General features: G+C 71.8%; 22 protein-coding genes. 13 read left to right on the top strand and 9 right to left on the bottom strand.

The features are described 5' to 3' along the window. Window positions 1–105 precede the first annotated feature (105 nt). A complete protein-coding gene (locus IE247_RS34900) occupies window positions 106–489 on the bottom strand; it encodes a cold-shock protein (RefSeq protein ID WP_190124952.1) in 384 nt (127 codons plus the stop codon). Window positions 490–666: 177 nt separating this feature from the next. On the opposite strand from IE247_RS34900, the gene IE247_RS22065 reads away from it, so the two are divergent. Beyond that, on the top strand, window positions 667–903 hold the full coding sequence (locus tag IE247_RS22065) for a hypothetical protein (protein ID WP_190124951.1): 237 nt from the start codon (window positions 667–669) through the stop codon (window positions 901–903). A gap of 6 nt (window positions 904–909) precedes the next feature. On the opposite strand, the gene IE247_RS22060 is transcribed toward IE247_RS22065, so the two are convergent. Continuing rightward, entirely contained in the window at window positions 910–1,620 is a 711-nt protein-coding gene (locus IE247_RS22060) for an HAD family hydrolase (protein WP_268247229.1), read from the bottom strand. Between the two features lie 78 nt (window positions 1,621–1,698). Between IE247_RS22060 and IE247_RS22055 the strand changes: the two genes are divergently transcribed. The 3 genes from IE247_RS22055 (at window position 1,699) to IE247_RS22045 (ending at window position 4,701) form a co-directional block, all read left to right on the top strand. Next, on the top strand, window positions 1,699–2,709 hold the full coding sequence (locus tag IE247_RS22055) for a FecCD family ABC transporter permease (protein ID WP_190124950.1): 1,011 nt from the start codon (window positions 1,699–1,701) through the stop codon (window positions 2,707–2,709). 73 nt (window positions 2,710–2,782) lie between these two features. Next, window positions 2,783–3,847 carry a FecCD family ABC transporter permease gene (locus tag IE247_RS22050; RefSeq protein WP_190124949.1) on the top strand — a complete coding sequence of 355 codons (1,065 nt, stop codon included), beginning with the start codon at window positions 2,783–2,785 and terminating at the stop codon, window positions 3,845–3,847. A gap of 8 nt (window positions 3,848–3,855) precedes the next feature. Continuing rightward, a complete protein-coding gene (locus tag IE247_RS22045) occupies window positions 3,856–4,701 on the top strand; it encodes an ABC transporter ATP-binding protein (protein WP_190125007.1) in 846 nt (281 codons plus the stop codon). A gap of 31 nt (window positions 4,702–4,732) precedes the next feature. Here IE247_RS22045 and IE247_RS22040 read toward each other — a convergent pair whose 3' ends face one another. Further along, window positions 4,733–5,821, bottom strand: coding sequence for a hypothetical protein (locus tag IE247_RS22040; protein ID WP_190124948.1), 1,089 nt, complete (start codon window positions 5,819–5,821; stop codon window positions 4,733–4,735). Window positions 5,822–5,922: 101 nt separating this feature from the next. Between IE247_RS22040 and IE247_RS22035 the strand changes: the two genes are divergently transcribed. Continuing rightward, complete coding sequence (locus tag IE247_RS22035; RefSeq protein ID WP_190124947.1) at window positions 5,923–8,454, top strand: helicase C-terminal domain-containing protein; 2,532 nt, start codon at window positions 5,923–5,925, stop codon at window positions 8,452–8,454. Window positions 8,455–8,500: 46 nt separating this feature from the next. Beyond that, complete coding sequence (locus tag IE247_RS22030; RefSeq protein WP_190124946.1) at window positions 8,501–10,138, top strand: DNA repair helicase XPB; 1,638 nt, start codon at window positions 8,501–8,503, stop codon at window positions 10,136–10,138. Between the two features lie 40 nt (window positions 10,139–10,178). On the opposite strand, the gene IE247_RS22025 is transcribed toward IE247_RS22030, so the two are convergent. Further along, window positions 10,179–10,367 (bottom strand): hypothetical protein, encoded by a 189-nt coding sequence (locus IE247_RS22025; RefSeq protein ID WP_190124945.1) that lies wholly within the window; start codon window positions 10,365–10,367, stop codon window positions 10,179–10,181. 245 nt (window positions 10,368–10,612) lie between these two features. Here IE247_RS22025 and IE247_RS22020 point away from each other — a divergent pair, with 245 nt between their 5' ends. Continuing rightward, on the top strand, window positions 10,613–12,769 hold the full coding sequence (locus IE247_RS22020) for a HelD family protein (protein ID WP_190124944.1): 2,157 nt from the start codon (window positions 10,613–10,615) through the stop codon (window positions 12,767–12,769). A gap of 224 nt (window positions 12,770–12,993) precedes the next feature. Continuing rightward, complete coding sequence (locus IE247_RS22015) at window positions 12,994–13,764, top strand: calcium-binding protein (protein WP_190124943.1); 771 nt, start codon at window positions 12,994–12,996, stop codon at window positions 13,762–13,764. Window positions 13,765–13,829: 65 nt separating this feature from the next. Here the strand turns inward: IE247_RS22015 and IE247_RS22010 are convergent, their stop codons facing one another. Then, a complete protein-coding gene (locus IE247_RS22010) occupies window positions 13,830–14,645 on the bottom strand; it encodes a hypothetical protein (protein ID WP_229869266.1) in 816 nt (271 codons plus the stop codon). 459 nt (window positions 14,646–15,104) lie between these two features. Here IE247_RS22010 and IE247_RS22005 point away from each other — a divergent pair, with 459 nt between their 5' ends. Next, window positions 15,105–15,704, top strand: a complete 600-nt coding sequence (locus tag IE247_RS22005) for a choice-of-anchor C family protein (protein ID WP_190124941.1) — start codon at window positions 15,105–15,107, stop codon at window positions 15,702–15,704. Window positions 15,705–15,790: 86 nt separating this feature from the next. On the opposite strand, the gene IE247_RS22000 is transcribed toward IE247_RS22005, so the two are convergent. Next, complete coding sequence (locus IE247_RS22000; protein ID WP_190124940.1) at window positions 15,791–17,038, bottom strand: MFS transporter; 1,248 nt, start codon at window positions 17,036–17,038, stop codon at window positions 15,791–15,793. A 207-nt stretch (window positions 17,039–17,245) separates the two neighbouring features. On the opposite strand from IE247_RS22000, the gene IE247_RS21995 reads away from it, so the two are divergent. The 3 genes from IE247_RS21995 to IE247_RS21985 all read left to right on the top strand — a co-directional run bounded on the left by IE247_RS21995 (window position 17,246) and on the right by IE247_RS21985 (window position 23,989). After that, on the top strand, window positions 17,246–18,085 hold the full coding sequence (locus IE247_RS21995; protein WP_190124939.1) for an endonuclease/exonuclease/phosphatase family protein: 840 nt from the start codon (window positions 17,246–17,248) through the stop codon (window positions 18,083–18,085). A gap of 205 nt (window positions 18,086–18,290) precedes the next feature. Further along, window positions 18,291–23,156: a beta strand repeat-containing protein gene (locus IE247_RS21990; RefSeq protein ID WP_190124938.1), complete on the top strand. Its 4,866-nt coding sequence runs from the start codon at window positions 18,291–18,293 to the stop codon at window positions 23,154–23,156. A gap of 179 nt (window positions 23,157–23,335) precedes the next feature. Next, window positions 23,336–23,989, top strand: a complete 654-nt coding sequence (locus tag IE247_RS21985) for a sortase family protein (protein WP_190124937.1) — start codon at window positions 23,336–23,338, stop codon at window positions 23,987–23,989. Between the two features lie 20 nt (window positions 23,990–24,009). Here the strand turns inward: IE247_RS21985 and IE247_RS21980 are convergent, their stop codons facing one another. The 3 genes from IE247_RS21980 to IE247_RS21970 all read right to left on the bottom strand — a co-directional run bounded on the left by IE247_RS21980 (window position 24,010) and on the right by IE247_RS21970 (window position 25,689). After that, on the bottom strand, window positions 24,010–24,732 hold the full coding sequence (locus tag IE247_RS21980; protein WP_229869265.1) for a L,D-transpeptidase: 723 nt from the start codon (window positions 24,730–24,732) through the stop codon (window positions 24,010–24,012). Between the two features lie 160 nt (window positions 24,733–24,892). Beyond that, on the bottom strand, window positions 24,893–25,348 hold the full coding sequence (locus tag IE247_RS21975) for an NUDIX domain-containing protein (protein WP_190124936.1): 456 nt from the start codon (window positions 25,346–25,348) through the stop codon (window positions 24,893–24,895). A 137-nt stretch (window positions 25,349–25,485) separates the two neighbouring features. Next, window positions 25,486–25,689 (bottom strand): DUF397 domain-containing protein, encoded by a 204-nt coding sequence (locus IE247_RS21970; protein ID WP_190124934.1) that lies wholly within the window; start codon window positions 25,687–25,689, stop codon window positions 25,486–25,488. A 109-nt stretch (window positions 25,690–25,798) separates the two neighbouring features. On the opposite strand from IE247_RS21970, the gene IE247_RS21965 reads away from it, so the two are divergent. Continuing rightward, entirely contained in the window at window positions 25,799–26,023 is a 225-nt protein-coding gene (locus tag IE247_RS21965; protein WP_190125005.1) for a hypothetical protein, read from the top strand. Window positions 26,024–26,031: the final 8 nt, after the last annotated feature.

Here is a 26,031-nt window from a genome sequence, read left to right as displayed (position 1 = left end):
CTGTGCTGCGGGCGGCTGTACGACGGGGGCTGTACGACGGGGGTGTACGACGGGAGGGGGCGGCGCGTCGGGAGGAGAGGGCCGACGCGCCGGAAGAGGGACTGATCAGACGTCGAGCTGGTCGGCGACCGCGCGCAGCAGCCCCGCGATCTTCGCGCCCTGCGCCTTGTCGGGGTAGCGGCCACGCTCCAGCGCCGGAGTGATGTTCTCCAGCAGGGTTGTCAGATCCTGCACGATGGAGGCCAGCTCGTCCGGCTTGCGCCGCTGCGCCGCCGCCACGGAGGGCGTGGGGTCGAGAACCGTCACGGAGAGGGCCTGGTCACCACGCTGGCCGGCGACCACACCGAATTCGACACGCTGGCCCGGCTTGAGCGAGTCGACTCCGTCGGGCAGCACGGACGAGTGCACGAAGACGTCGCCGCCGTCGTCGCGGGAGAGAAAGCCGAAGCCCTTCTCGCTGTTGAACCATTTGACCTTGCCGGTAGGCACGTCTGTCCTCGTCTTCGTACTCATGGGGGCGCTGGGGCCGCCGGAAGCGTGGCGCCGATTTCGGCTCTGGAAGCACTGCCGCGGGCCGTCCGACCCGCAACCCAAGGCTAATGGTCCAGGGGCTGGTGACAAGACGTCGCCGATCGGTTCCTACTCGCTGGGAACTACCCTGGCTGGATGACTGCTACTCCTACCGCACCGGGTGACGGACTGGTCCGTACCGGTGGCATCGTCTTCATCGTCGGCGCGGTGGCCACTCTGGTCACCATGGCACCGCTGTTCCTGGGGACGGATCCGTTTCCGCCGATCGCCTACGGCGTCTGCATGCTCATGGGCGTCGGCTTCATGATCGCCGGGGCGGGGGTGCTGCGCTCGATCGCGGCTCAGCGGCGCGCCGCGAAGTCCGTCGCCTAGCCGCGCCTAGCCCTTTCGGGCGAGGTGCCCGCGCAGCCAGGCGGGGAAGGCCGTGAGGTCGTCGAGCACCACGTCCGCACCCTCTTCGCGCAGCTCAGCGGGGCCGCAGGGGCCGGTGGGCACGGCGACGGCCAGGGCTCCGGCGGTGTGCGCGCCGCGTACGTCGCCGATGTGGTCGCCCACGTACACACTCGCGCCGTACTCGCGCAGCGCCTCGGCCTTGGCCTCGGCCCAGAGCCAGCCGATGACGGCGTCGGGGACGATGCCGAGCGCTTCGAGGTGGAGCCTGGCGTTCGGCTCGTGCTTGGCGGTGACCACGATCGCCCGGCCGCCGGATTCGCGGACGGCGGCGACGGCCTCCCGCGCGCCGGGCAGCGCCCGGGTCGGCTCGATCGCGTACGCCGGGTAGAGCGCCCGGTAGCGGTCGCCCATGGCCTGAATCTGATCATCGGGGAACCAGTGGGCCAGCTCCTGCTCCAGCGGCGGGCCGAGCCGGGTGACGGCGAGGTCGGCGTCGATCCACACCCCCGTCTCCTCGGTGAGCGCGTGGTACGCGGCGCGGATGCCGGGGCGGGAGTCGATCAGCGTCATGTCCAGGTCGAAGCCGACGGTGATGCCGCCGTCGGCTTCGCCCGCGTTCGGCGCCGCGCGGTGGGCCGGGCCGGAAGCCAGAGGGTCCAGAGGGTCCAGAGGGTCCATGAGGTCAATTGTGCCCATCGGTGGCTCCTACACCCGCCCCTTTACACTAAGCCAAGCCTTACCAAACCTGCTGGTTCCGCTCCCTGATTGGTGCACATGTCAGCCAGACGCGCGCTCGCGGTCCGCCGCATCGGCTGGACGGCGGCGGCCGTTGTGGCCCTGCTGATCGCGGCCCTGCTCAGCCTCGGGGTGGGGGCGCGGCCGATCGCGCCGTCCGCCGTCTTCGACGCCCTGCTGCACGGCGGCAGCGGCGAGGACGCCCAAGTCGTCCGCGAGATGCGGTTCCCCCGTACGGTCATCGCGGTCCTGGTGGGCGCGGCGCTCGCGATGGCGGGCACGGTGATGCAGGGCATCACCCGCAACCCCATCGCCGACCCGGGCATCCTCGGCATCAGCCAGGGCGCTTCGGTGGGTGTGGTCTGCGCGATCGCCTTCGCGGGGGTGCACACGCTCGCGGGGTACGTCTGGTTCGGATTCGCCGGGGCCGCGATCGCGGGGGTGGCGGTGTACGCGATCGCCGCCAACGGGCGCGGCGGGGCCACCCCGGTGAAACTGGCGCTCAGCGGCGCGGCGATCAACGCGCTGCTGGTCGCGGTGGTGACGTCGATCCTCACCACCCAGGCCGCCACCCTCGACGAGTTCCGCTTCTGGCAGGTGGGTTCGGTGGCCGGCCGGGACATGGCGATCGCCGCCCAGCTCTGGCCGTTCCTGCTGCTCGGCGCGGTGCTGGTGATCTCGGTCGCGCGCGGTCTGGACGCGCTGGCGCTCGGCGAGGACATGGCGAAGGGGCTGGGCCAGAACATCGCGGCGGTACGGATCGTGGGCGGCCTCGGCGCGACGGTGCTGACCGGCGCGGGAGTGGCGGCGGCGGGCCCGATCGCCTTCATCGGGCTGGCGGTCCCCCATCTGGTCCGCGCGGTCGTGGGCACCGACCACCGGTGGGTGCTGCCGCTGGCGGCGCTGGTGGGCCCGGTGATGCTGCTGGTGGCGGATGTGATCGGGCGGGTGGTGTTCCCGCCGGGAGAGATACCGGCGGGTGTGACGGCCGCGCTGATCGGCGTCCCCTTCCTCGTGTTCCTCGTCCGCCGCAAGGCGGTCCCCGCATGACCCCCGTGCCCCCCGTGTTCCGCGTGACCCGTGTGACCCCCGCCCGCTCCGCCAACCCCACGGGGGTCCGCACATGAGCACCACCACCGCCCGTCCCACCGTCCGCCCCACCGGTTACGCCGTCGTCCGGACCGGCCCCGCCGCCTTTCTGCTGCACCGGCGGTCCGCGCTGGTCGCCACCGTGCTCGGGGCGCTGCTGGCCGCCGTCTGTGTGCTGTATCTGTCCGTCGGGGAGAGCTTCGTCCCCCCGGGCGAGGTGCTGAAGGTGGTCCTCGGGCACCCCTCCGACCACGAGCTGGTGGTCGGGACCCTGCGGCTGCCCCGGATGACCGTCGGCCTCCTCGTCGGCCTCGCCTTCGGCGTCGCGGGCGCGCTCATCCAGACCGTCGCCCGCAACCCGCTCGCCAGCCCCGACATCATCGGCATCAGCCAGGGCGCGACGGCGGTCACCGTCGGCGGGCTCGCCTTCGGCGTCTCGGCGACGGTGCTGCCCTACTTCTCCATCGCCGGGGGCCTCGCCGCCGCCGCGCTCGTCTATCTCTTCGCCTGGCGCGGCGGACTCCAGGCCGCCCGCTTCGTCCTCATCGGCATCGGCATCGGCGTCGCCCTGCGCTCCATCACCCTCCTCTTCCTCACGAAGACCGACCACCACATCGCCCAGCAGGCGAAGATCTGGATGTCGGGCTCCGTCAACGGCCGGGGCTGGGAGGAGGCCACCCCGCTCGCCTGGGCCATGCTCGCCCTGGTCCCCGCCGTGCTGTGGGCGGCCCGCGCCCAGCGGACCGTCTCCCTGGACGACGACACCGCCACCTCGCTGGGCGTCCGGCTCGGCCGAGTACGCCTCGGGCTCGTCGTCACCGGTGTGGTGCTGGCCTCCGTGGCGACGGGCGCGGCCGGACCCGTCGACTTCGTGGCGCTGCTCGCACCGCAGATCGCCCGCAGACTGACCCGTACCGCGCAGATCCCGCTGCTCTGCTCGGCGCTGACGGGAGCGGTGGTCGTGGTGAGCGCCGACCTCCTCGCCCGCAAGCTCCTGGCCCCCACCGAACTGCCCGTGGGGGTCCTGACGGCCGCCCTCGGCGCGCCGTATCTGATCTGGCTGCTGATGCGCGGCCGTACCACCGGAGGGAACGCGTGAGCAGGCTCATGGCGCGCGGGCTGACGCTCGCGTACGAGGACCGGACCGTCGTCCACGGCATCGATCTCGCGATTCCCGAGGGCCGGGTTACCGTGATCGTCGGGCCGAACGCCTGCGGCAAGTCGACCACGCTGCGCGCGCTGGGCCGGCTGCTGAAGCCGGCGGGCGGCGCGGTGCTCCTGGACGGCGCGGAGCTGGCGAAGATACCGACCAAGACGATCGCGCGCGCCATCGGGCTGCTGCCCCAGTCGCCCGTCGCCCCGGAGGCGATCACCGTCGCCGATCTGGTCTCGCGCGGCCGCCAGCCCCATCAGGCCTGGTGGAAGCAGTGGTCGGAGGAGGACGAGCGGGCGGTGACGGACGCGATGGCGCGCACCGATGTCACCGATCTCGCCGAGCGCCCGGTGGACGAGCTGTCCGGCGGACAGCGGCAGCGGGTGTGGATCGCGATGGCGCTCGCCCAGGACACCGAGGTGCTGCTGCTGGACGAGCCGACGACCTTCCTCGACATCTCCCACCAGGTGGAAGTCCTCGATCTGGTCCGCCGGCTCAACCACGAGCGGGGGCGGACCGTCGTCGCCGTGCTCCACGATCTGAACCAGGCCGCCCGCTACGCCGACCATCTGGTGGCGATGAAGGACGGCCGGATCGTCGCCGAGGGCCCGCCCGCCGAGGTGGTCACGGCCGAGCTGGTGCGCGAGGTCTTCGGGCTCGCGTCGGTGGTGGTCCCGGACCCGGTGACCGGCTCCCCGCTGGTGGTGCCGGGCGCGCCGTACACCCCCGACGCGCCCCGCACCCCCGACGCGGCGGACCTTCCCGTACCCGTACAGAAGACCGGCACCACCACCGGCTGAGGCAGGGACCGGGGCGGGGGCGGGGGCGGGCTCAGCGGCGGGAGCGCCAGACCAGATAGAGCGCGGAGGCGAGCGCCGCGCCGTTCAGCACCCAGGGGCCGGTGGCGGAGATCGCGTCCGCCATCCCCTCCGGGGGGACCGGCTCGCCCCAGCGGCCCTCCGTACGGCCCCAGAGCCAGAGGGCCCCGGCGCCCAGCGCCGCGCCCGGCAGCCCGAAGACGGCGAGCTTGGTCTCGGCGGGGTTGAGCCTGCGGGAGAGATACGCGAGGACCCAGCCGAGGCCGAGCGGGATCCAGGAGCCGAAGAGCACGCCCCCCAGCAGCAGCGCGGCGGCGAGCAGCAGCAGCGGGTTGCTGAGCCGGAGCTTCGGCGCGGGCTCGGGCTCGGGCTCGGCGGCTTCGACGGAGGCCGCTTCGGCGGGGGCGGGCGCCGCCCGGCGGCGGAGCAGCCCCAGCGGGCCGCGCGGCCGGGCCTTCGCCGCGCCCCCGCCCTCCTTCTCCTCTTTCCCCTTCTCCGTCGCCGCTTCCCCGGTCTTCTTCCCGTCCTCCTCCACCGGAGGCGGCGTCAGTATCTCGGGGATCTCGACCCCGCCGGTGAACCCGGCCACCCGCTCGCCCGGCCCGAACGGCTGCGGGGTCACACTCCACCAGTCGACGTCCGCGACATCCGCGACATCCGCGACATCCGCGTCGGACGAACCCAGCTCGTCGAGGCCCGCGAGATGCGGCGGCAGCCCGCCCGCCGGGGGCAGGGGCGGGGCCTTCGGGCGCTCGGCCACCGTCTTGCGCGGGCGCGGGATCCGGCGGCGCACCCGCTGCTCCGGCAGCGCGGCGGCCGGAGCGGCGGGGGCCGGGGCGGAAGGGGTTACGGAGGGCGGCGGCACGGCCCCGGAGCCGTCCAGCGACGCCGCCACGACCTCGTCCGGAGTGCCGATCCGCCCCAGGATCCGGCGCACGGCGGCGGGGGTGTCCGGGACCGCACCGGCACGCCGCCGGTCGATCTCGGACCGCAGCGCCGACACCAGCTCCATCCGGGTCCCGGACGGCAGCTGACGCTGCTGGGCCAGATCGCCGACCCGGCTCAAATAGTCGTAGACGAGCTGATCACTCTCGATCCCCACGGCCGGCTCCCCTGACGTTCCCCGATGTTGCCTGCCGACGGTAGCGCGCCCTCAGCGCTCCGGGGACTCCACAGGCCCTTCCAGCGACTAACGTGGTCCGGATGGGGACCACGCCCGAAGGAAGCAGTCCGCGCACACTGGCCGAGGCCCTGCGTGCCCGCAGCGAGCAGGAGCTGACCGCGCTGCTGCGCGCCCGCCCCGACCTCCTCAACCCGGTGCCGGGGGATCTGACCCAGCTTGCCACCCGCGCGAGCACCCGCGCCTCCGTCGTACGGGCGCTGGAGCGGCTCGACCGGTTCACCCTCCAGACCGCCGAGGCGCTGGCGGTCGCCCCCGAGCCCGGCCGGTACGAGACCCTGCTGGCGCTGCTGGGCGGCGACGACGGCGACCTTGAGGTCGAGGCCGCCCTGCCGGGCGCCGTCGAGACGCTGCGGACGCAGGCCCTGGTCTGGGGCGGCGGCGGCCGGCTGCGGCTGGTGCGCACCGCCCGGGAGCTGCTCACCCCCTCGCCCTCCCGCCCGTCCCCGACCGGCCTCGGCCCCACCGTCGCCGAGGCGACGGCCGGGATGTCGCCCGGCCGGCTCCAGGAGATCCTGGCCGCGAACGAGCTGCCGACGACGCACGATCCGGTGTCGGCGGTCACCGCGTTGACATCGCTCTTCACCGACCGGCGGCGGATGGGCGAGCTGCTCGACCAGGCCCCGTCGGAGGCGCTGACGGTCCTGGACCGGCTGGTGTGGGGCCCGCCGTACGGAGAGGTCACGGCCAGCCCCACACCCCCGGTGCGCTGGCTGCGCGACCACGGTCTGCTGCTCCCCGCCTCCCCGCGCACGGTCGTGCTGCCGCGTGAGGCGGCCCTGCATCTGCGGGCGGGCCGCGCGCACCGCACCGCAGAGCCGGTGCCGCCCGCCGTCCTGCCCGCCAGGACCGCCGCCTCGGGCCGTCCCGCCGGAGTGGACGAAGCCGCCGCGGGACAGGCGTACACCGCGCTGTCGACGGTCGAGGAGCTGCTCCAGGACTGGCACGAGGGCGGCCCGCCGGTGCTGCGGGCAGGCGGGCTCGCCGTCCGCGACCTCAAGCGGACCGCCGCCGCGCTGGACACCCATGAGCAGATGGCGGCCTTCTGGCTGGAGCTGACGTACACGGCGGGCCTGCTCGCCGCGGACGGCGAGGCCGACGAGCGGTACGCCCCCACCCCCGTGTACGACGAGTGGCTCACCCTCCCGGCCGCCGAGCGCTGGGCGCTGCTGGCGGACGCCTGGCTCACCGCGACCCGTACCGCCGGTCTGGTCGGCGGCCACGACGGCAAGGGCCGCGCGCTCTCCGCGCTGGGGCCCGAGATGGACCGCTCGGCCGCGCCCGAGGTGCGCCGGCGGGTGCTGGAGCTGCTGGCCTCGCTGGAGCCCGGCACCGCGCCCGACCCGGAGACCGTGCTGGCCCGGCTGCGGTGGGAGCGCCCGCTGCGGCCCGGCGCGGGAGCCGGCTCCGACGGTGTGGTGGACCTCCGCTCCCGGATGGCCGCCTGGACGCTCGCGGAGGCGGAGACCCTGGGCGTGACCGGCCGGGGCGCGCTGTCCGGGCACGGCCGGGCGCTGCTGGGCCCCGCCGACGGGGAGCCGCAGCCCGCCGCCGACCGTGCGCGCACCGCCGCCCTGACCACGGTGGAGCGCGCGGCCGCCCAGAGCGCGGCGGCCACCGCCCTCGCCCCGCTGCTGCCCACCCCGCTCGACCATGTCCTGCTCCAGGCCGATCTGACCGCCGTCGCCCCCGGCCCGCTGGAGCGCCCGCTGGCCGAGACCCTCGCGGTCCTCGCCGACATCGAGTCCAAGGGCGGGGCGACGGTCTACCGCTTCACGCCCGGTTCCGTACGCCGCGCCCTCGACGCCGGGCGCTCCGCCTCCGACCTCCACACCTTCCTGGCCACTCACTCCCGTACGCCGGTGCCGCAGCCGCTCAGCTATCTCATCGACGACGTGGCCCGCCGCCACGGCCATCTGCGGATCGGCGCGGCCTCCGCCTATGTGCGCTGCGACGACGACGCGCTCCTCGACGAGATCCTCGCCGACAAGCGCTCCCAGGGCCTCGGTCTGCGCCGTCTCGCGCCCACCGTCCTCGCCGCCCAGGCCGACCCCACCACCCTCCTCCAGAGCCTGCGGTCCATCGGCTACGCCCCCTCCGCCGAATCCCCCCAGGGCGATGTCCTGATCACCCGCGCCCACGCCCACCGCACCCCTCCGCGCACCCCTCCCGTCCCCGTCCCCGACGGCCCCCCGGCCCCCGACGACACCCTCCTGAGCGCGGCGGTCCGCGCCGTCCGCGCGGGCGACCTCGCCGCCACCGTCGAGCGCAAGCCCACCGCCGCCCCCACCGCCCGCACCCCGGGCCCCGGCGGCGGACTCCCCCGCTCCACCTCCGCGGAGACCCTGGCCACCGTCCAGGCCGCCGTGATGACCGGCTCCGCCCTCTGGATCGGCTACGTCAACGCCGAGGGCGCCGCCAGCCAGCGAGTGATCGCCCCGGTGCGCGTCGAGGGCGGTTTCGTGACCGCGTACGACCACACGGCCGACGAGGTCCGCACCTATCCACTGCACCGGATCACCGGCGTCGCGGAGCTCGCGGACGACCCGGCCTGAGGACGTACGGCACACTGGAGGTTTGGCTTAACGAAAGGGCGAAGTCGTGAACGGTCCCCTCATCGTCCAGAGCGACAAGACACTCCTGCTGGAGGTCGACCACGAGCAGGCCGACGCCTGCCGCCGGGTCATCGCCCCCTTCGCGGAGCTGGAGCGCGCCCCGGAGCACATCCACACCTACCGGATCACCCCGCTCGGGCTGTGGAACGCCCGTGCCGCCGGGCACGACGCGGAGCAGGTCGTGGACGCGCTGGTGCAGTACAGCCGCTATCCCGTCCCGCATGCGCTGCTGGTCGACGTCGCGGAGACGATGGCCCGCTACGGTCGGCTGACCCTCACCAAGCACCCCGTGCACGGTCTGGTGCTGACCTCGACCGACCGGCCGGTGCTGGAGGAGATCCTGCGCTCGAAGAAGGTTCAGCCGCTGGTCGGGGAGCGGCTGGACCCGGACACGGTCGCGGTGCACCCCTCGGAGCGGGGGCAGATCAAGCAGACCCTGCTGAAGCTGGGCTGGCCCGCCGAGGATCTCGCCGGATATGTCGACGGCGAGGCGCACCGCATCGATCTGGACGAGAACGGCTGGGCGCTGCGGCCGTATCAGAAGCAGGCCGTCGAGGGCTTCTGGCACGGTGGCTCCGGAGTGGTCGTTCTGCCGTGTGGGGCGGGAAAGACGCTGGTCGGGGCAGGGGCGATGGCTCAGGCGAAGGCGACCACGCTGATTTTGGTCACCAATACCGTCTCCGCCCGCCAGTGGAAGCACGAGCTGGTGAAGCGGACCTCGCTGACCGAGGAGGAGATCGGCGAGTACAGCGGTACGCGCAAGGAGATCCGCCCGGTCACCATCGCGACCTATCAGGTGCTGACGACCAAGCGGAAGGGCATCTACCCGCATCTGGAGCTGTTCGACTCCCGCGACTGGGGTCTGATCCTCTACGACGAGGTGCATCTGCTGCCCGCGCCGGTCTTCAAGTTCACCGCCGACCTCCAGGCGCGGCGCAGACTCGGCCTCACCGCCACGCTGGTGCGCGAGGACGGGCGGGAGTCGGACGTCTTCTCGCTGATCGGGCCCAAGCGGTTCGACGCGCCGTGGAAGGAGATCGAGGCGCAGGGGTACATCGCGCCGGCGGACTGTGTGGAGGTGCGGGTCAATCTGACCGATGCCGAGCGGCTCGCGTACGCCACGGCGGAGACCGAGGAGAAGTACCGCTTCTGTGCCACCACCGCGACCAAGCGGAAGGTGACGGAGGCGCTGGTCGCCAAGCACCGGGGGGAGCAGACGCTGGTCATCGGGCAGTACATCGATCAGCTCGATGAGCTGGGCGAGCATCTGGACGCGCCCGTGATCAAGGGCGAGACCTCGAACGCGCAGCGCGAGAAGCTCTTCGACGCCTTCCGTCAGGGAGAGATCTCGGTGCTCGTCGTATCGAAGGTGGCGAACTTCTCCATCGACCTGCCGGAGGCGACGGTCGCCATCCAGGTGTCGGGGACCTTCGGATCGCGCCAGGAGGAGGCCCAGCGGCTGGGCCGGGTGCTGCGGCCGAAGGCGGACGGGCACGAGGCCCGGTTCTACTCGGTGGTCGCCCGGGACACCATCGACCAGGACTTCGCGGCGCACCGCCAGCGGTTCCTGGCGGAGCAGGGATACGCGTACCGGATCGTGGACGCGGACGAGCTGCTGAAGTGAGCTGAAACCGGCCGGGACGGGAGGCGGGGGCGGGGCGTGCTCAGTGGCGGCGTACGCCCGCGTCCTCCGCGTACTCCCCGAGGACCGCGACGCTGAAGATGGCCCCGGCGAAGACCTTGAGCGCGCGCAGTGCGCCGCCCATGCCCTGGGGCGCGTGGTTGTCGCCGTCGGAGCCGCCGGTGGTGGCGCGGGAGGCGTGGGCGCTGGTGGCGAAAGTCGCTGTGTTCATGGATCCATACTGGCTCCACCTGCCCTTTCGCCACATCGCCCCAAGGGCTGAACCCCGCCCCGGAGTTCCTCCTCCTCCAGGTATAGGGGTCGGCGTCAGGGTCCGGGACCTGAGGAGGAGACCCGTGTCCTCCCTGCCGCCGAGAAACGCGTTCGCCGTCGTCCCGGACGATGACTAGACTCCTGCGTCTCCCCCGCCTTCCGCTTGTCGCGGAGCGCCGCCGTCCGGACGGAAACCGGCCGGCCATGCCCACGCTGTTCTCTCCCGACCCGGAGGCGATCCCTGTGTCCGCGCGCGCCCACGACCAGCCCGACGAACGCACCGAGACCGAGACCGGTACCGAGGCCGAGACCGAGGCCGAGACCGATCCCCTGGCCAGGGAGCGCGCCCATCTGTCGGCGTCCCGCACCGCCCTGCGGGTGATGCGCGAGGACGTCGAGGCGCTCGACCTCAGCAACGTCACCGCGAACTGGGTCAACTCCCGGGTCCTGGCGGCCCAGATGGAGAACCGGATCAAGGAGCTGGCGGACCTCTCCCACACCCCGCTCTTCTTCGGCCGGCTCGACTACCGGCGCATCGAGCACCCCGAGACCGGCATCGGCGGGGAGGGCGCGTTCCGCTTCTACATCGGCCGCCGGCACGTCCACGACGCGGCCGGCGACCCCATGGTGGTGGACTGGCGCGCCCCCGTCTCCCAGCCCTTCTACCGGGCCTCCCGGAAGGACCCGATGGACGTCGGGCTCCGCCGCCGCTTCGGCTACACCGGCGGCGAGCTGACCGCGTACGAGGACGAGGACCTGAGCGACCCGGCCGAGGAGTCCCGTACCAGCAGGCTCCTCCAGGCGGAGATCGAGCGCCCGCGCGTGGGCCCCATGCGGGACATCGTGGCGACGATCCAGCCCGAGCAGGACGAGATCGTCCGCTCCGGCCTCTCCGGCACCGTCTGCGTCCAGGGCGGCCCCGGCACCGGGAAGACCGCCGTCGGCCTGCACCGGGTGGCGTATCTGCTGTACGCGCACCGCGAGCGCCTCGCCCGCACCGGGACCCTGGTCATCGGGCCGAACCGGTCCTTCCTCCACTACATCGAGCAGGTGCTGCCCGCACTGGGCGAGCTGGAGGTCAAGCAGTCCACCGTGGACGACCTGGTCGCCCATGTGGAGCTGCGCGGCGCCGACCCCGCCGAAACGGCCGTGATCAAGGGCGACGCCCGGATGGCCCAGGTGCTGCGGCGCGCCGTCCGCTCCCACGTCACGCTCCCCACCGAGCCGGTGATGGTGGTGCGCGGCTCGCGGCGGTGGCGGATCCCCGCGTACGAACTGTCGGAGATCGTCCAGGAGCTGCTCGCCCGCGACATGCGGTACGGGGCCGCCCGCGAGGCGCTCCCCCAGCGCATCGCGCACTCCGTCCTGGTGCGGATGGAGGAGTCCGGCGAGGCCCCGGACGACCGGGTGCAGGACGCGGTCGCGCGCGATCGCGCCGTGAAGGCCGCCGTCAAGGAGATGTGGCCGCCGGTGGACCCGGCGAAGCTGGTGCTGCGGCTGCTCTCCGACGCCGAGTTCCTCGCCCGGCACGCCGAGGGGCTGCTCAGCGAGGAGGAGCAGCGGACCGTCCTCTGGCCGAAGCCGGTACGGAGCGTCCGGGCCGCGAAGTGGTCGGCGGCGGACGCGGTGCTGATCGACGAGGCCATGGACCTGGTGGCGCGTACGCACTCACTCGGCCATGTCGTCGTCGACGAGGCCCAGGACCTCTCCCCCATGCAGTACCGGGCGGTCGGCCGACGCTGCTCCACGGGCTCGGCGACCGTGCTCGGGGATCTCGCCCAGGGCACCACCCCGTGGGCCACCGGCAGCTGGCGCGAGGCACTGACCCACCTCGGCAAGCCGGACGCGGCGGTGGAGGAGCTGACGGCGGGCTTCCGGGTGCCGCGCGAGGTGATCGCGTACGCCTCACGGCTGCTGCCGCACATGTCCCCCGGCCTCGCGGAGGTCCGTTCCGTACGAGAGGCCCCGGGCTCCCTGGAGGTGCGCCGGGTCGCGGACGGGCTGGACGAGGAAGTGGTGGCCGCCTGCCGGCAGTCGCTGCGCCACGAGGGCTCGATCGGTCTGATCGCGGCCGACGACCGGGTGCCCGCGCTGGCCGGGGCGCTCACGGCGGCGGGCCTTCCCCATCTCGCGCCCGGCGAGGAGACGACGGCCGAATCCCGGCTGACGCTGGTGCCCGCGTCCCTCGCGAAGGGCCTGGAGTACGACTACGTGGTGCTCGACGAGCCCGCCTCGGTGGTGGCGGGCGAGCCGGACGAGCGGACGGGGCTGCGCCGGCTGTACGTCGCGCTGACCCGCGCGGTCTCGGGGCTGACCGTGCTGCACCGCGAGCCGCTGCCCGCGCAGCTTGGCGCGGTCTGAGGCCCGGCGGTCCGAGGCCCGGCGGTCCGAGGCCCGGCGGCCTGGCGGCCCGGAGGCCCGGTCGGAGGCGCGCGCGGAGACCCGCCAAAAGAAACTGCATGTCGTCGTACAACCATTTTGGTTCCTGCTTTGTCTGGACTTGGTGAGTCAGCAGACTCACCAACGTCCGGGCTCCCGGACGGCGCACCCGCTGTGCCGCCGAGCCCCTTCAGAACCGGGAAGACATGCGCTTTCGTGTATCTGCCGCCGTGGTAACCGGCGCTCTGGCCCTCACCGCTCTGTCCGCCCCGGCCGCCCAGGCCGATGAGGCGGTCGGCAACACGAAGATCTCGAACGTCGTCGTCAACGGCGGCAAGGCGATCATCCTCGGCACCTCCGCCAAGAAGACGGTCACCGTCAGCTTCACCGCCAGCGACAGCTCGGGCATCTTCTACGCCACCAGCGCCCTCTGGTACGGCAAGACCCCCGACACCGCGCTGAGCGCCGTCAGCCCCAAGGGCGGCAAGGCCACCTGCGGCAAGGGTTCCAAGCCCACCTGCAAGGCCACCTTCACGATCGACCCCACGTACCACCTGTACTCGAACAACCTGGCCGGCGGCTGGAAGACCATCGTCGGCGCGGCGGCCAACGACGGCGACTACATCAACAAGGACAACGCCAAGTCCTTCAACATGCAGCGTCTGTCGAAGATCTCCATCAACGCCTCGCCCGAGCCGGTGAAGAAGGGCAAGGACCTCACCGTCACCGGGTCCCTGACCCGCGCCAACTGGGAGACCGGCAAGTACGCCGGTTACACCAACCAGCCGGTGAAGCTCCAGTTCCGCAAGAAGGGCGGCAAGACCTTCACCACGGTCAAGACCGTCAAGACGGACAGCAAGGGCAACCTGAAGACCACCGTCAAGGCCTCCGCCGACGGCACCTACCGCTACTCCTTCGCGGGCAACTCGACCACCCCCGCCATCACCAACGGCGGCGACTTCGTCGACGTGAAGTAGCACCGCCCGCTTTCCCGAGGGCCCCGCCGATCACCGGCGGGGCCCTCGGCCGTTCCGGTTCCGGCTCAGCCCGCCGCGCCGGCCGCCCGCGTCACGGTGAACAGCAGCGGCGAGCGGACCCCCAGCCGGGCCGTGACATCGGCGACGATCTCGGCCAGCCCGCCGATCGCGTCGCCCGACCACTCGGCCAGCTCTCCGCGCAGCACCGTGCCGTGCAGGGGCGGGCCGTTCCAGAAACTGTCGTGGAACGGGGGAGGGAGGGCCGCCTCGTCCCGGCCGCCGCCCTCGTGGGACCCGAGGGCGGGTCCGGAGGCGAGGGCGAACACCTCCTGGTCCAGGCGGCCGAGTTCCTCGGCGAGCCGCCGCGCGACGGCGGGCGCCGACGGGTCCCGACCGCTGTCGACACGTACCTCCACCCGCTTCCTCGCCCCGGGGTCCCGTCCGGCGAACCAGCCGTCCGACCCCGCCGAGGGCACGGGCGCGTACGGCGGGCGCGACGAAGGATCGATCCCCTGTACCGGCAGAAGGATCTGCACCGCCGAGAGCCGCACCGTCCCGGCCCACGCCGTCGCGTCCTCCGCACACCGCAGGAACGGCCGCACCGGCAGCGGCCGGTCGTCGGCCACGGCACTGGCCTCCACCTGGAACCAGGAGATCAGCCCCGTTCCGGCGACATCGAGCGGATGGCTCCACCCGGCGTCGTTCATCCCCCACAGCCCGGCCGCGCGAAGCATGTCCTCCCCGGCGTCGCCCCCGGCCGACCGGTCGTCGAGCCAGCCCATGGCGATCGACCGCTGATGGAACAGCGAGTACGCGTCCTCCTCCGGCTCCGGCCGGTGCCAACCGTGCGGCACCAACTCCCCGTACAGGGCCGCGAACATCGTGCCCGCGCTCCGGACGGACGTGGGGGCCACGCCCGGCCGTGCCGCGCCGCCGTACCCCGGTGGGTCCAGTGGGTCCGGTGGGCTGGAATCTTCCTGGTCGTCTCGCAACTCGTCCGCCCTTCCCTCGCCCGGCGCGTATACGCGTCCGAGCCTAGGTCGTGTCTTCACCGGACGGAGAACGGTACGGGCCGGACGGACCACAGCGGCCCCAGTACCGCCATCAGCGCCTCAAAGAGATCAACGCATGTCCAGACCGCCGCCGAGCGCAGCCCTGCCCCCGTCTGTCCAACGCGACACGGCAGACTCGACCGGCTTGTTGGAGCGCGGCCGTGCGCTCCGGCACCACGCGCCCTGTCCAGCACTCCCACACGCCCGACCACACGCCTCCCCACCCCCTCCGGTCCACTGGAACGCTGATCGTGTTGTAGGAGGAAAACACCCTATTAGGAGGCAGTTATGGCTCTCTCCCGTTCCCTGGCCGTCGCCGCCGTCGCGGCAGCGCTCCTCGCGACCGGCGCACAGACGGCGATGGCGGCCCCTTCGGCGGCGACCGTGAGCCGCTTCGACGACGGCAGCTTCGAATACCCCACCGCCCCGGCGAACTCGTTCAGCACCCTCACCGCCGGACAGTCCATCGGCCCCTGGAAGGTCGCCTCCGGCACCGTGGACCTGATCGGCGCGGGCTTCTGGCAGGCCGCCGAGGGCGACCAGTCCGTCGACCTCAACGGCGGCCAGGCGGGCGCGGTCGCCCAGACCTTCACCACCATCCCCGGGCGCACCTACACCGTCACCTACGCGCTCGCCGCGAACCCGGCCGGCGGCCCCGCGCTGAAGACCGGCAAGGTCCTGGTCGACGGCCAGAACTTCCAGGACTTCTCCTTCGACTCCACCGGGAAGACCTTCACCGCCCTGGGGTACGTCCAGCGCCAGGTGACCTTCGTGGCCACCGCCTCCGCCACCACCCTCGGCTTCGCCAGCACCGTCCCCGGCGCGTACGGCCCCGTCATCGACGACGTCCGCGTCACCGCCGCCTCCCCCTGTTCCTGCTCCAAGTGAGCCGCCCGCCCTCCTGATCCCAGCCGCACACGGATCGGCCCGTACACACCCGGCGCGTACGGGCCGATCCGCGCTGTACGACGGCATCATCCGGCCGATCGGTCAGGACACCGCCCGCCGACGTCCCCCGCGCCCCGCGCCCCCGGGACCGCCCGCGCCCGCCGCGCCCGTCGCCGCGGCCCCGCTTCGCCCAGCGCGCTGACCGCCACCAGCGACAGGGTGAGCCCCACCCCCGCGAGAACCGCGGCCGACGGCGTGGCCGCGCTCTGCACGGCCCCCACCAGCACCGCGGCGACCGCGTAGCCGACGCCGCTCGCCGCGTACATCACCGAGTAACCCGCCGCGTGCGCGCTCGGCGGCAGGGCGTCGCGCAGCGAGAGGGAGCGGCTCAGCTGCACCCCGGACTGCAAGAGTCCGGCGACGAGAAGACCGCCCGCGATCCAGGGCAGCGAGCCCGAGGCCCCGACGAGCGTCACACACCCCGCGACAGCGATCAGCAGCACCAGACTCTGCGCCCGCAGCGAGCCGGGCCAGGTGCCGCGCACCCCGTAGAGGACCGCCCCGGCGGCGGACGAGACCGAGAACCCGGCGAGCAGCGGACCGGCCCAGCCGACGCCGATGCCCCGCTGCTCCAGGAGCGCGGGCAGGACGAGTTCGGCCAGTGCCAGCAGGGACATCGCGGCGGCGCCGGTGACATAGACGGGCCAGGCGGCAGCGAGCGCCCGTGCCATGGAAGCGCCCTCTCCCCCGCCGTCCTCCTCCGCCGCCCACCCGGAGGGCAGCGCCCACATCCCCGCCGCGGACGCCGCCAGCAGCACCGCGGCCAGCAGCATCGGCAGCGGCGGCGCGACCCCCAGCGCCAGCACCCCCGCGAGCGCGGGAGCCGCCGCCCACACCGCGTACACGAGCACCGATTCCGCGCTCAGCGCCTTCACCACCAGAGCCTCGGGAAGCCGCGAGATCAGCAGCGTCCGCATCCCGCCCGGCGACGCGGCGGGCGCGGCCCCCGCCGCCCCCGCGAGCACCCCCAGCACCACCGGATGCGCCCCCGGCGACAACCCGACCCCCGCGAAAGCCGCCGCCCCCACCCCCATCCCCACCGCCAACTGGACCCGCGCCCTCCCCGGCCTCAGCCTCGCCCCCAGCACCGCCGCCCCCAGCACCTCACCCACCACATAGACCGCGGCCAGCCCCGCCCCCAGCGCGTACCCGCCGGGGCGCTCCCGTACGAGGAACACCAGCGCCAGCGGTGCCATCGCCACGGGCATCCGGGCCCCTACGGCGACGAGCGCCCACACGAGTACGGGGCGGGTGGCGAGCAGGCGGTAGCTCATGGCGCACTCCCGGTGTGTTCGTGTCCCGTGAACCTGGTGTCCCCGGCCGGCGCCGGCGGCGACAAGCCCCGCCCGCCAAGGGCCCCTTACCCCTTACCCGGATCGGCGCGGCAGGATCCGGCACACCGCATGCGTCACTGACAGCTTCGTCCCATAGCCTCTCCATGAAGGTCACCTACTCGGTCGCACCCACTGTGAGGAGAGACGATGGCGCTCGGAAAGGGTGCGTGGCTGCTCGTGGGCGCCATGGCCGCGGCCTGCATCGTGCTCATCGGCCCCGGCGCACCGGGCGATGCCCCCGTCGCCAGGCCGATGCCCGTCAAAGCGGTCAAGGACATCGTGCCGAACCGGGCCATGACGTGGAACATCTGCAACCCCTGCAAGGAGAGCAACGCCGACCGGGCCGCCGAGATCGCCAGATACGCGCCCCAGGTCATCGGCCTTCAAGAATCGTGCGTCCGTGACGTCGAGAAGATCCGCGACTATCTGGAGCGCCGCCACGGGCTCGTCTACCACGTCGAGTACGGAATGGTCCTCCTGAACAAGGACCGCTGCGGCGGTATGCCCTGGAGCCCCGGCGCCTTCGGTCAGGCGATCCTCTCCGCCGCCCCCATGAAGGACCGCGTCAACGTCGAGTACCCCGACGGCGGCTCCGAGGACCGCGGATACATGGCGGTCACCACCACCGTCGGCGGCAAACCCGTCCGCGTCTTCAACACCCATCTCGCCCAACGCCGCCAGGAGTCCTTCCGGGCCGCCCAGACCCGCGTCCTCGCCGCCGAAGTCGCCCGTCACGACCGCGCCATCGTCCTCGGCGACTTCAACGCCGTCCCCACCGCCCCCGAGCTCTCCCCGCTCTGGAAACTGGCCACGGACACCGACCCCCGGTGCCGCCCCGCGTCCACCGTCGACTGCGAGGCCAGCACCGACTGGCAGCTCAAGTTCGACTACATCTTCCTGCGCGGCGTCTCCCCCCTCGCACACGGCATGCACCCCAGCGAGGACTCGGACCACCACTTGCTGCACGCCGATGTGAAGACGGCCTGAAGCCCGGCTCAGGAGGTCGGCTCAGGAGGCCGGCTCAGGAGGTCGGCTCAGGAGGTCGGGCGAATGCGCCCAGGTGGCCGACCGGGCCAGGGCCCCTTGAGTGAGGTTCACCGCCCTGATCCTGATGATTCACATGGTTACCAGCCGTATGAGGTATCCGTGTGACTTCGGGGGGCCGTGAACCGACAAAGGAGTGCATGTCGACATGCATGGTTCCCCCCGAAGAGGACGCCGTCTCGGCGTCCTCTTCTCCGCGGGCCTCGTGCTCGGGGCCCAGCTGGTGGCCCTGGGCACCGCCCTGCCACTGGCGAGCGCCGCCCGCGCCGCCGCCGCGCCCGGAGCCCCCGGTCTGCCGCAGGGCCCGCCCTCGGTCTACTCCGAGGGCTTCGAGAACGGGACCGGCCAGACGCCGATCCTGCTGAGCGCCTACACGGGCGCGCCCCCGATCAGCGCCAAATACACGGCGGCACCCGCGTGGATCAGCGCGGCCAACTGCAACGGGATCATCCTCGACCAGACGGGGGCGAACAACGCGGCCTGCCAGAACCAGAGCGCCACGGCGATGGCCGAGCTGAAGGCCATGGCCAATGTGCTGGGCCAGGTGGCGGGCTCGGCGACGCCGGGCACCAACCACGCCGTCTCCGCCTACACCGACGGGGCGAACCCGGGGGCGAACAAGGTAGAGATCCAGACGGTCAATCCGATTCCGCTGGTCACCTCGAACCGCTTCATCACCTTCTCGGTGGATGTGGCGGCCGTGAACTGCAATGTGTCGGCCCCCCTGCTGAACTTCTTCCTCACCGGCGCGGGACCCGACCTCCCCGCCAACGACCAGGCGATCAACCCCTGCACCGACCCGCGCTCCAGCACCTACAACGTGGGAGCGCGCCCCATCCAGGCCGGTTCCTTCGCCTCCGACTCGTCCGTGTTCTTCACCGGGTCGGCCGTCGGTGTGAAGATGACGAACGCCAACGGCAGCGGGCTGGGCAACGACCACGCCTACGACAACCTGCGGATCCTCGACGTCACCCCCCAGCTCGACAAGGGCTTCAACCCCGCGTCCGTCCCGCAGGGCGGCATCTCCACCCTGACCTTCACCGTCACCAACACCTCCGAGCTCGCGGAGAAGAACGGCTTCTCGTTCTCCGACAACCTGCCGTCCGGGGTGACGGTGGCAGCCGTCCCGAACGCGGCCACGACCTGCGGCTCCGCCTCGCTCACGGCGGTCCCCGGCACCGGAGTCGTCGGCCTGTCCGGCGGTGTCCTCGCCGCCGGTACGCAGTCCTGCACCTTCACGGTCGACGTCACGTCCAACACCCCCGGCACCTATGTGAACGAGCCGGCGAACGTGACCCCCTCAGGGGTCAACCCGCCGGGACCGGCCACACTGATCGTCACCGTCCCCGGCTCGCCGACGATCACGAAGTCGGCGAGTGAGGAGACCTTCGCGGCCGGTGACGCCATCACGTACTCCTTCGTCGTGACCAACACCGCCACGGCCCCGCTCTCCGGCATCCAGGTCACCGACAACGGTCCGGGCACCCCGGCCGTCTCCTGCCCCTCCACCACCCTGGCCGCCGGCACTTCCATGACCTGTGCGGCGACCTACACCGCCACGGCCTCGGACGCGGCGACCGGCACGATCACCGACACCGCGTCCGTGACGGGCACGGTCAACGGCAACACCGTCAACGGGACCAGCAACCAGGTGGTCATCCCGCTCCGCGCCCTGACGGTCGTCAAGTCCGCCGACCGGGACCAGTTCACCGCGGCCGGGCAGACCATCTCCTACGCCTTCCGGGTGACCAACACCGGCCAGGTCCCGCTCACCGACCTCAACGTCATCGACAACGGCCCCGGCAGCCCCGCCGTGAGCTGCCCGAGCGCACCGCTGCCCCCCGGCTCCTCGGTCAACTGCACCGCCACCTACACGACCACGGCGGCCGATGTCACGGCGGGAAGCGTCACGGACACGGCCCAGGCCACGGGCACGGCCCCGGACGGCGAGCTGGCCAGGGCCACCAGTAACACGGTCACGGTCCCGTTCGTCGCCCCGGAGGCGGATCTCGCGCTGACGAAGACCGGCCCCGCGGCCGTCAACCCCGGCGGGGAGATCGACTACACGCTGACGGTGACGAACAACGGACCGGACGACTCCAGCGGCTGGACCGTCACCGACACGATCCCCGCCGGACTGGCCAACGCGGCCACCACCACACCCGGCTGCTCCATCACCGGCGGAACCCTCACCTGCACCGGCGGCGCACTCCCCGTCGGCGACAGCACCACCATCGCCCTCACCGGCACGGCGGCTCCCGGGGCGACCACCGTCACCAACACGGCGACGGTCACCGGCGACGAGGACGATCCCAACCCGGACAACAACACCGACACCACGACCACGACCGTCACCCCGGCCTCGGTGGACCTCGCCCTGACGAAGACCGGCCCGGCATCCGTGACGGCGGGCGGACAGGTCTCGTACACGATCACCGTCACCAACAACGGACCGGACGCCTCGACCGGCTGGACCGTCACCGACCCGATCCCGGCCGGGCTGGACAACGCGGCCACCACCACCCCCGGCTGCTCCATCACCGGCGGAACCCTGACCTGCACCGGCGGCGCACTCGCCGTGGGCGGCAGCACCACCATCGCGCTCACCGGCACCGCCGACGTGAACGCCACCAGCATCACCAACACCGCCACCGTCGACGGGGACGACCCCGACCCCAACCCGGACAACAACACCGACACCACCAACACCACGGTGAACCTGTCCGTCGATCTGGCCCTGAACAAGACCGGCCCCGCGTCGGTCACAGCCGGTGGCGAGGTCACGTACACCATCACCGTCACCAACAACGGACCGTCGGACTCGACGGGCTGGACGGTGGCCGACTCCATCCCCGCCGGGCTGACGAACGCCGCCACCACCACCCCCGGCTGCTCCATCACCGCCGGGACCCTGACCTGCACCGGCGGACCGCTCGCGGCGGGCGACAGCACCACCATCACCCTCACCGGCACCGCCGCCGCGAACGCGGGCACCATCGTGAACACCGCCACCGTGGACGGCGACGACCCCGACCCGAACCCCGGCAACAACACCGACACCACCAACACCACGGTCAATCCCTCGGCCGACCTGGCCCTGAACAAGACCGGCCCCAGCGCGGTGACCGTCGGCGGCACGGTGTCGTACGCGATCGTCGTCACGAACAACGGCCCGTCCGACTCCACCGGCTGGACCGTCACCGACGCGATCCCCGCCGGACTGGCCAACGCGGCCACCACCACACCCGGCTGCTCCATCACCGCCGGGACCCTGACCTGCACCGGCGGACCGCTCGCCGTGGGCGACAGCGCCACCATCGCCCTCACCGGCACCGCGCCGAACGCGGGCACGATCACCAACACCGCCACGGTCGACGGAAACGACCCCGACCCGGACCCGGGCAACAACACCGACACCACCAACACCACGGTGACACCGCTGCCCGTGCCGGAGGTCGACCTCGCGGTCACCAAGACCGGGCCCGCGTCCGTCCTTCCCGGGGACTCGGTGACGTACACGATCACCGTGTCCAACAACGGACCGGACGACTCCACCGGCTGGACCCTGACCGACGCGATCCCCGCCGGACTGGAGAACGCGGCCACCACCACCTCCGGCTGCTCCATCAGCGGCGGGACGCTGACCTGCACCGGCGGCGCACTCACGGCGGGCGACAGCACCACCATCACCCTCACTGGCACCGCCGCCGCGAACGCGGGCACCATCGTGAACACCGCCATCGTCGACGGCGACGACCCCGACCCCAACCCGAACAACAACCAGGACTCGACCACCACCACGGTGGGCGTGTCGGCGGACCTCGCCGTCACCAAGTCGGGCCCGGCATCGGTGGCGGCCGGCAGCACGGTCAGCTACACGATCACGGTCACCAACAACGGCCCCTCCGACTCGACCGGCTGGACCCTCTCCGACCCGATCCCGGCGGGGCTGACCAACGCGGCCACCACCACGGCAGGCTGCTCGATCAGCGCGGGCACTCTGACCTGCACCGGCGGCGCACTCGCCGTGGGCGACAGCACCACCATCACCCTCACGGGCACGGCATCGCCGAACGCGACCAGCATCACCAACACCGTCACGGTCGACGGAAACGACCCCGACCCGAACCCCGGCAACAACACCGACACCACCAACACCACGGTGACACCGCTGCCCGTGGAGGTGGACCTCGCGGTCACCAAGACCGGACCGGCATCCGTGGTCGCGGGCGGGCAGATCTCGTACACCATCACCGTCACCAACAACGGACCGGACGACTCCACCGGCTGGGCCCTGACCGACACCCTGCCCACCCAGATCCAGAACCCGTCCACCACCAGTGACGGCTGCGGCATCGGGGCCGGGCGGCTCACCTGCACCGGCGGACCGCTGGCCGTGGGCGAGAGTGTGACGGTGACGGTGTCCGGCACGGTGGCGGCCGACGCCACCGGCTCCATCGCCAACACCGTCACCGTGACCGGCGACGACCCCGACCCGGACCCGGGCAACAACACCGACACCACCAACACCCCCGTCAACGGCCGCCCGGAGCTGACCATCGTCAAGGAGCAGAACGGCCCCTCGACCGTGCGGCCCGGAGACACCGTCGACTACACCATCACGGTCACCAACACCGGCACCGCCGCCTACACCGCCGCGGACCCGGCATCGTTCACCGACGACCTGAGCGGTCTGCTGGACGACGCCGCCTACAACGGCGACGCCGCCGCCACCCGAGGCACCGTCACCTACAACGAACCCATCCTCAGCTGGAGCGGCGCGCTCGCCCCCGGCCAGACCGCGACGATCACCTTCTCCGTCACCACCTACAGCCGTACGTTCGGCGACCTGAAGCTGATCAACACCGTGGTCTCCGACACCCCCGGCAACAACTGCGAGCCGGACAGCGACGACCCCCGCTGCACCACCAGCGGCAAGGTCAAGCCGAAGGACAAGGGCAAGGACAAGAGGACCGTCGCCGGAAGGGAGCCGGAAGGAGCCCGCGCCGCCTGAGTGAGACACCGCGACGCGAATGACCGACGGGTTGTGCCCGGCGCCCCTGGGCGCCGGGCACAACCCGTTCGGGTGACCCGGCCCTTCCCTCCGGCGGTGTCGGGCCCGGCCGTACGAGTCCTCTTCTAGGCTCGGTCGCCGTCAGCGGCCCGCTGAATCCGAGTCCGAGGAGGAGTCCGGTGTACCGTCCAGCCCGGCCCGGGACCAGATCCTCGCTGAGGATCGCGGCCCTGATCACACTGCCCGTGTTCCTCTTCCTCACCGCCTGCGGTGCGCCGTCCGGCGGCACCCCTCCCGGCTCCGACGACCAGCGGGCAGGCGGTTCCAAGGCCCCTCGCGCCTTCTCCCTGGTACGAGCCGATGGCCGTGCCGGTGACCATGGAGCGGACCCGGTGGATGTTGTACGGCTCAAGGGCGGGACGGACCAGAAGGTCACCGCCCCCGACGCCACCGGCCGAATCGGCTGGCTGGCCGGCGGCGTCGCCCCCGGGAACAAGGGCGCGGCAGTGCTCAGCGGCCAGGTCGGTACGGAGGACAGCCCCGGCCCCCTCTACGGCCTCACCCGGGCCGCCGTCGGCGACAAGGCGAAGATCACGCACACCGACGGCACCACGACCACCTTCACCATCAACCGCATCCAAATGATCAGCCGGGAGCTTCCGACCGCCGCCGAGGCCGCGAAGAAGCCGGACGGGCGCGAACTCCGCGTCGTCGCCCTCACCCCGCCGCCCAAGAAGAACGACCCCGAGGAGAAGGAGGAGGGGGAGGCCGAGGAACCCACGGCCGTCTCCGAACAGGTCGGACTGCTGGTGTCCGCCGCCGTCCCCCGCTGACCGGCTCGTCCCGCCCGGGCTCAGTCGCCGACCCTGGCCCCCCACACATACACCTGGTCACCGATCCTCAGCCCGTTCCACAGCGCCTCCGCGTCCTCATAACGGAGATTCACGCAGCCGTGCGAGCCCGGGTCCTCGAAGATGGGCCGATAGCTGGCGTGCAGGGCCTGCCCACCGCTGAAGAACTGGGAGAACGGCATCGGCCCCTCGAACTGCGTGGACCAGAACTCCCTCTCCCGCTGATAAATCTCGAACCACCCCGTCCGCGTCCCGTACCCCGGCATCCCCGTACGCGCCGGCACCGGCCGGAAAATCACCCGCCCCTCATCCTCCACCCACAGGATCTGCCGATCCATGTCCACACACACCACCACCCCACCGGCGTCCGGACACCCCTCGATCCCATCCCCCTCCGCCAGCGCCCTCTCCCACACCACCGCCCGGTAGGTGTACAGCCCCGCATACCCCTGCGCCGGCTCGATCCCATGCTTCCGCTGATACTCGGCGATCACCCCGCAGTCCCCCGCCGACTGCCGACCGTCGGCCACCAGCCCCAGATGCGCCTCAATCTCCCTCTGATACGGCCCCGCCCCCGGATGACACTCCTCCGCCGCCTCCGGGCCCTCCACGCCAGGCATGCGCTCAGCGGCACCCGCCGAAGAGGCACCGGACACACCCCCCAAGCTCACCACCGCCACCGCCACCGCCCCCACCCACAGCGGCACCCACCTCTTCAGCCCCATGCCCACACCCTCCTCACCGCTCCGCGCCAATCCCCCCTCCCCGATCCGCAACACAACGGACCACACTGCTCCCTTCACCCCAAACCCCACACAACCAAGCAGCCACGCCCGACAAAGCCCCCTCCTGGGCGCACACGACCACCTGAACGGCCGAGTTCCGTCAATCCGGAGCACCCGACTTAATGAGCTGGACATGAGACTCCTGCATCCCCTCCGGAAGCATGTCCAGGCTGAACCACTTCGCCTCCAGGATCTCAAAGCCGTCAATCCTGAGCGCCCCACCCACATACAGAGCCTCGTACGCGACCTCCACGCGGAGTTTGTATCCGCTGGTCACCTGAACCAGCCGACCCGGCACCACTTCAAGGCCCGTCTCTTCCCTGACCTCCCGAACAACGGTCTTCGGGAACTCCTCACCCTTGACGGCATATCCGGTAGGAAGACCCCACGGACGGTCGGCGGGCCACATGCGGTGTTTCAGAAGCAGGAATTCCCCCGCGTCGTTACGCACAACGCCCGTGACACCGACCATGAATTTCGCGTGCGCGAACCACAGCACGCGCCACTGCAACGGGCCACGAATCAGTTTCCACACCCGAGCGATGATCCGCTTCATACGCACTCTTCCGACAGGGCAAGCACATCCAGCGCTCGCGATGCCAGCTCAACCCCTGCCCTGGGGTACAGGTCACGCCCAGGCCCGACCTGTCCAGGTTTCCACCACCGTGAGTTCCGTGCATCGCGCTGTACGGATCAGGCCGAGGCGAAGGCCACGAAGGACGACCAGGCAGCCGAGGGGACGACCAGGGCCGGGCCCGACCGGACCTTGGAGTCACGGACACCGACCCGGCCGGCCAGGGCCGCGACCTCAACGCAGTTGTTGCCGGTGTCGCCGCTGTAGGACGACTTGAACCAAGCGCTCTCGGGTACTTCCTGAAGCACTCCACTGAGGGTCATGCACCATCTGTTCCCACAACTGGGCACACCCATACGAACAGCGTCCCGTTCGAGTGATCCAACCGGCTGTTCCCTGCCGAAGCCGAGCAGGATGCGTACTCATATGACCATGGGAATCGGGGACCGACATCAGAAGAAAGATGCTGAAGCCGCACTAAAAAGGGCTGAGGCCTGTGGACTTAAGGTGAAGCACGATAAGAACCGACACCGCTGGGGATTCGTCATCTGCTGCCCCTGCAATGACGACATCACAGTGAACTGTACCCCTCAGAGCACAGGAAACGAGGCGAAGAGAATTGACGGCTTCATCAGAAAGCACCGCAGCCACGCCTAGCTGGCACT

It is taken from the genome of Streptomyces inusitatus (assembly GCF_014651115.1).
GTDB classification, from domain to species: Bacteria; Actinomycetota; Actinomycetes; order Streptomycetales; family Streptomycetaceae; genus Streptomyces; species Streptomyces amakusaensis.
Note: the sequence above shows the minus strand (reverse complement) of the source record. Positions and strands in the feature narration are given on the sequence as shown.